Annotated in this window: 6 protein-coding genes; all 6 read right to left on the reverse strand. The window is 64.7% G+C overall.

From position 1 onward, the window contains the following. Positions 1 to 25: 25 nt before the first annotated feature. On the reverse strand, positions 26 to 1,474 hold the full coding sequence (locus F0Q45_RS23405; RefSeq protein WP_149656174.1) for a catalase: 1,449 nt from the start codon (positions 1,472 to 1,474) through the stop codon (positions 26 to 28). Between the two features lie 187 nt (positions 1,475 to 1,661). Continuing rightward, positions 1,662 to 2,063, reverse strand: a complete 402-nt coding sequence (locus F0Q45_RS23410) for a hypothetical protein (protein WP_149656175.1) — start codon at positions 2,061 to 2,063, stop codon at positions 1,662 to 1,664. A gap of 105 nt (positions 2,064 to 2,168) precedes the next feature. Next, positions 2,169 to 2,501 carry a hypothetical protein gene (locus F0Q45_RS23415; RefSeq protein ID WP_149656176.1) on the reverse strand — a complete coding sequence of 111 codons (333 nt, stop codon included), beginning with the start codon at positions 2,499 to 2,501 and terminating at the stop codon, positions 2,169 to 2,171. A gap of 76 nt (positions 2,502 to 2,577) precedes the next feature. Then, entirely contained in the window at positions 2,578 to 3,711 is a 1,134-nt protein-coding gene (locus F0Q45_RS23420; RefSeq protein ID WP_149656177.1) for a DUF4185 domain-containing protein, read from the reverse strand. 7 nt (positions 3,712 to 3,718) lie between these two features. Next, a complete protein-coding gene (locus F0Q45_RS23425; protein ID WP_149656178.1) occupies positions 3,719 to 4,753 on the reverse strand; it encodes an aspartate-semialdehyde dehydrogenase in 1,035 nt (344 codons plus the stop codon). After that, positions 4,754 to 6,019 carry an aspartate kinase gene (locus F0Q45_RS23430; RefSeq protein WP_149656179.1) on the reverse strand — a complete coding sequence of 422 codons (1,266 nt, stop codon included), beginning with the start codon at positions 6,017 to 6,019 and terminating at the stop codon, positions 4,754 to 4,756. Positions 6,020 to 6,391 lie beyond the last annotated feature (372 nt).

Raw genomic sequence — 6,391 nt, forward strand, 5'->3', positions numbered from 1 at the left:
GCCCGACAACTCGACGTTGGAGGCCCTAACCCAGGTTGGCCCGCACGCCTTCCTCGACCGACTTGGCCAGATCGGGGTCGACGTTGCGCCAGTACTCGAACACCCGTGACAGCACCGGCTCCTGCACCCCCTTGGATACATGCCCAATGATGTTGTGCACCAGGCGTTCTCGGGCGGCATCGTCGAGCACCTCGCGGACCAGGGTGCCGGCTTGACCCCAGTCGTCGTCCTCCGCGCGCAGCGTGTACGCGGCGCGGACCATGTCGCCGTCGGCCATCCAGCGCACCTCGGCGGCGCGCACCGGGTCGGCTTGCGGGCCACCAAACGAGTTGGGCGCATAGACCGGATCCGACACATTCTTGATCCGCATAGCACCGTCTTTGGAGTAGCTGTTGACCTCCACATGCGGCGAATTCACCGGAATCTGTTTGTAATTGGTGCCCAACCTGGCCCGGTGCGCGTCGGCATAGGAGAACCCGCGGGCCAGCAGCATCTTGTCCGGGCTCAGTCCGGTGCCGGGCACGATATTGTTGGGCTCGAACGCGGCCTGCTCCATTTCGGTGTGATAGTCGGTGACGTTGCGGTTCAACGTCAGCTTGCCGACATCGATCAACGGATAGTCGCCGTGCGGCCATACCTTGGTCAGGTCGAAGGGGTTGAACCGGTAGGTCTTGGCCTCCTCGAATGGCATGATCTGCATTTTGAGCGTCCAGCTGGGGTAATCGCCGCGCTCGATCGCTCCGTAGAGGTCCCGCTGGTGGTAGTCGGCGTCCGCACCGGCCAGCCGGTCGGCGTCCTGCTGGGTCAAGAAGTCGATGCCCTGGTCGGTGATGAAGTGGTACTTCACCCAGAAGATCTCACCGGCAGCATTGATCCAGCTGTAGGTGTGGCTGCCGTAGCCGTTCATGTGCCGCCAGCTCTTCGGGATGCCCCGATCTCCCATTAGCCACGTCACTTGATGCGCAGACTCTGGTGAGAGGGTCCAGAAGTCCCACTGCATGTTGTGGTCGCGCAGGTTGTTGGCGGCTCGGCGCTTCTGGGAGCGAATGAAGTGCTGAAATTTGAGCGGATCACGGATGAAGAAGATCGGCGTGTTGTTACCGACCATGTCGAAGTTGCCTTCCGACGTGTAGAACTTCAGCGCGAACCCACGTGGATCCCGCCAGGTGTCCGGGCTGCCGCGCTCGCCGGCGACGGTAGAAAATCGGATCAACGTCTCAGTTGTGGTGCCGGGCTGGAACACCGCGGCCCTGGTGTATCTGCTGACGTCGTTGGTCACCTCGAAGTGGCCGAATGCGCCACCGCCTTTGGCGTGCGGCTGGCGTTCCGGAATGCGTTCCCGGTTGAACATGGCCATCTGCTCGATCAAGTAGTGGTCCTGCAGCAGGATCGGGCCGTCGGGCCCGACGGTCAACGACTGGTCGTCGCTGGGGGCGGGGGCACCGGCGTCGGTGGTGGTGTAGCGCTCCGTCATTTCGCTATCTCCTCGTCAGTTGGGCTGATTCAACGGAAAATACGCGCACAGGGTGATGAGCGGGTTTGGGAGAAAAGAACTTTCAACCGGCCACGGCCTAACCCGGCATCCCACAGCGGGACGCCGGGGCCGTGGTCGCGCGACACGAAGGTCACGCGACCCAGTATGCGCCGTTTCGCCGAAACAGTTACGGCCGTAGCGGCGCAGGGCTGGGGCTAGGGTTACTGGGTGTCTGAGGGGTGCCGGGACCCACGGTCCCGGCACCCGGGCCACCCGGGATCATCCCGGGCGGCGGCGGCCCCGGGGGTCCGAACTGCCATCCCGGCCATGGACCGGGACTACCCGGGCCACCAGGTCCTGCGGGCCAGTACATGTCGTACTGATAATGACGATGGTGATAGCACCTGCCATATCCGACCGCGATGGCGCCGGCGAAGAAGAGCGATGATGCGATGAAAATGACGCCGGCGACGATCACCACCCACGCCGCGGCCTGGTAAAGCCTCGGCAGCTTTTCTTTAGGCGGGGGTGGCGGCGGGGCAGTGGAAGCAGGATGCGGTGGGGATGCGGATGCGGGTATTTCGCTCATGGTTCGAATATTGCTCCGACCTATCACCACTGCAAGGGTTGCGGTCCCGCGGTCCTGATTTGATGTGCCCGGTGCTCAAGAAAGCACCGGGCCGGTGACGGCGGTTCAACGACCAGGTGTCGTAACCGGAGACGGCAGCTGGCTGGGTTCGCCTGGTGTTACCGGGATGGTTCCATTCATTGGCCCACCCGGCCGATGCATCATCGCGTGCGGCTTGTGGTGACGGTGGTGGCCGCCGCCGCCGTAGCTGCTTTGCATGCCGAGCCAGAACCCGCTGAAAAAAATGACGGCGACGATGAACACTACTCCGGCGACGATGGCCACCCACGCCGCCGCTTTGAAGACCAGAGGAGTTTTGTGCTCCGGCGGAGTCGGCGGCGGCGTTGCCGCTACCGCGGTTGACGTAGGGGCGGTTGGGGGTTCAAAAGTTTCAGTCATAAGTTGGATCATGCCTGGGAACCAGTGGTGGCAGCTATGCGCAGCTTATGTAGCAGCTGTGAGCTAGAGGCCGGGGCTACTCGGGCTTGTATGGGTTGACCGCAAACTGAATCACCCGATAGGGAGCGGTCTGCCGGACGCGGGTATCCCACTGGCTGACGAAGATTCGCAGCTCATCGAGGGTCGACCCAGGCGAAATATAGCCGCCGTAGGGCTGCGCCAGCCGATTGTCGAACGGCGGGGGCAGGCTCTCCGCCGGATCGGGCCACTCGTCGTGTCGCACCACCGTGGTCACTGGGGCGTCGCCCAACGACGTCGGGTCGCTGGCCACCCGGATCTCCATGTCGCCGGTACTGGCGTTGAAATAAGACAACACCGTGACGCCGTCGAGCTGCCTGATGCTCATCTCGCCGACCTTGTCGGGCCACAGCGGGGTCGGCGGCTTGTTCCAACCTCCCCCAGGTCCGGCGGCCCAGCCTTGCCACCGGGACCGATCGGTGAACGCTTCCGGCGTGGCCCGATACAAGACCAGCGGTTGCCGTCGGGTGAAGCTGTTGGACACGATGTACACCCACCCGGTCGGCGAATCGGGTGTGGGAACCGGGTCGTAGAACCCGCTGACTTGCGTCTGCCCGCCGCCTCGGTAGGAGGCGTCACGCCGGGAACCCGGAACGGTCTGCCAGCTGCCGCGGGCCGGTTCGGCAACCACCAACCGCGAATTCAATGGTTCGAGGTCTTTCGTGGTGGTCACCATCAAGTAGTTACGGCGGTTGATCTGCACCACCCCGGCGGGCAGCTGCGAGGTTTCCGGCGGCGTGGGATCGGCCAGCAGCGGCTTGCTGATACCGGTGACACCGGTGTAACGCACCCCAGCCGGATCGTCGACCGACGCAGTGTCGACGTGCAGCGCGATCGGTGCGTAGCCCTTGCCAAACCCGACGCCTTGCCCGGGAAAGCTGTCGCCGCAAACCTGCAGCAGCTGGCTGGGAAACTCGACGAACTCGCACAGGTCGGTGGCGCCGATGCCGTAATCACCGGTTGGTGTTCCGGTGCCGGCGGTCGGCCCGAGTCGCAGCACTTGACCCGGCGCCAGCGGCTGCAGGATCGGCGCGGGCGCGGGCGCCGGCGGATCGGCCTTAGCTATCCAGAAGAATTGCGGCACAAACAAACCCGCTAGCAGCCAACACCGCGTCAGCCAGGCGGGGTGCACCGGCGGATCACAGCTCGGCGGCCAGCAGCTCGGCAATCTGGATGGTGTTGAGCGCCGCCCCCTTGCGCAGGTTGTCCCCCGCAATGAAGACGGCCAGACCACGCCCGTCGGGGACACCAGGGTCCTGCCGGATACGCCCGACTAGCGACTCGTCGATGCCGGCGGCGGCCAACGGTGTCGGCACCTCGATCACCTGGACGCCCGGTGCGCGGTCAAGCACCTGACGAGCACGGTCAGGCGAGAGTGGCCGGGCGAACTCGGCGTTGATGGACAAGCAGTGCCCGGTGAACACCGGAACCCGCACGCAGGTACCGCTAACCGCCAAGTCGGGAATGCCTAGGATTTTGCGGCTCTCGAACCGCAGCTTTTGGTCCTCGTCGGTCTCACCCGATCCGTCGTCCACCAAAGACCCGGCCAGCGGCACCACGTTGAACGCGATCGGCGCGACGTACTTGTGCGGCGCCGGGAAATCGAGCGCGGCACCATCATGCACCAGCGCTTCGGCGTCGTCGATGACTGCGCGCGCCTGAGCGGCCAGTTCGGCCACACCGGCCAGCCCGCTGCCGGAGACCGCTTGATAGGTCGAGGCGATTATGCGCACCAACTGAGCCTCGTCATGCAACGCTTTGAGCACCGGCATGGCGGCCATGGTGGTGCAGTTCGGGTTGGCGATGATGCCCTTGGGGCGGCGGTGCGCGTCCCGCGTGAAGTTGACCTCCGACACCACCAACGGCACCTCGGGGTCTTTGCGCCACGCCGAAGAATTGTCGATCACCGTCGCGCCCGCCGCCGCGAACCGCAGCGCCTGCATCCGTGACATCGCTGCCCCGGCGGAGAACAAGGCGATGTCCAGCCCGCTCGGGTCCGCGGTCTCGGCGTCTTCGACCTCGATTTCTTGACCGCGGAACGGCAGCTTGCGGCCCTGGGAGCGGGCCGAGGCGAAGAACCGCACCTCAGTCGCCGGGAAACCGCGCTCATCGAGCAACGTGCGCATCACTTGGCCCACCTGACCGGTGGCGCCCACTACTCCGATCGCAACCATCTATCTGCCCGTCCCCGCATATACCGTGGCCTCCTCTTCACCGCCGAGGCCAAAAGCCTCATGCAGCGCCACCACCGCCTTGTCCAGCTCGGTGTCGCGGCACAGCACCGAGATCCGGATTTCCGACGTGGAGATCAGATCGATGTTCACCCCGACCGCGGCCAGCGCCTCACAGAACGTCGCCGTGACCCCGGGATGGCTGCGCATCCCCGCACCGATCAGCGACACCTTGCCGATATGGTCGTCGTAGAGCAGCTGGGTGAACCCGATCTCATCTCGCAGCGAGTCCAGCTTGGCCACCGCGGTGGGACCGACGTCGCGCGAACAGGTGAAGGTGATGTCGGTCTTGCCGTCCTCGATCTTGGAGATGTTCTGTAGCACCATGTCGATGTTCACGTCGGCGTCGGCGACGGCCCGGAACACCTTGGCCGCATACCCCGGGATGTCGGGCAGCCCGACAATCGTCACCTTGGCTTCGCTACGGTCGTGCGCAACTCCGGTCAAAATGGGGTCTTCCATCGGCATGTCCTTGATCGATCCGACAACGACGGTGCCAGGCTTGTCCGAATACGAGGAGCGGACGTGCACCGGAATGTTATGGCGCCGTGCGTATTCCACACAACGCAGCATGAGAACTTTGGCGCCGCAGGCCGCCATTTCGAGCATCTCCTCGAAGGTGACCGTGTCGCGCCTGCGCGCGTTGTGCACAATGCGAGGGTCGGCGGTGAAGATACCGTCCACGTCGGTGTAGATCTCGCAGACGTCGGCCCCCAGGGCCGCGGCCAAAGCGACCGCTGTGGTGTCTGAGCCACCGCGGCCCAAGGTGGTGACGTCCTTGCTGTCCTGACTAACCCCTTGAAAGCCGGCGACCAGGACGATCTGCCCCTGCTCGAGCGCGGCTTGCAGCCGGCCAGGCGTGACGTCGATGATCTTGGCGTTGCCATGAGTTCCCGTGGTGATCACGCCCGCCTGCGAGCCGGTGAACGACCGGGCGTTCGCGCCGAGGGATTCGATCGCCATGGCCACCAGCGCGTTGGAGATGCGCTCACCGGCGGTCAGCAGCATGTCCAGTTCCCGCGGCGGCGGGACGGGGCACACCTGCTGGGCCAGGTCCAATAGGTCGTCGGTGGTGTCACCCATCGCCGAGACCACGACGACCACATCATTGCCCTGCTTCTTGGTCTCGACGATGCGTTCGGCGACGCGGCGAATCCGGTCGGCGTCGGCCACCGAGGATCCGCCGTACTTCTGCACGACGAGCGCCACTGATCTTGTCCTGTCTCGGATTCGAGGTACTGGTCCTGGATTAAGTCCACAACAGGATACGTGGACGCGCATCGAGTGCGCGCTCACGGCTTTGCGTGTGCGCTCAGGGTGGGACTTTCGCGATTTCCTCGCCCTTAACGCACACCCAAAGCCGTCGGTGCACACTCGGCGACCGGCGCCGCGGTTTTGGTGATCAGGCCATTCGCGGTAGAGTGCACAACGTGCAGCGGGTGCTCCTCCTCGGACGCCGCGACGGGGTCTGATCCAGACCGGCTTCCCGTCGCGGGTGGCCGCGATGCGCCGGTCTGAGGTTCCTTCACACATCCCGGAGCAACTACCGTGACTTCCCATCCCGACGCATATCGGTCGGCG

Origin of the sequence: Mycobacterium simiae (assembly GCF_008370645.1) — a bacterium.
GTDB classification, from domain to species: Bacteria; Actinomycetota; Actinomycetes; order Mycobacteriales; family Mycobacteriaceae; genus Mycobacterium; species Mycobacterium simiae_A.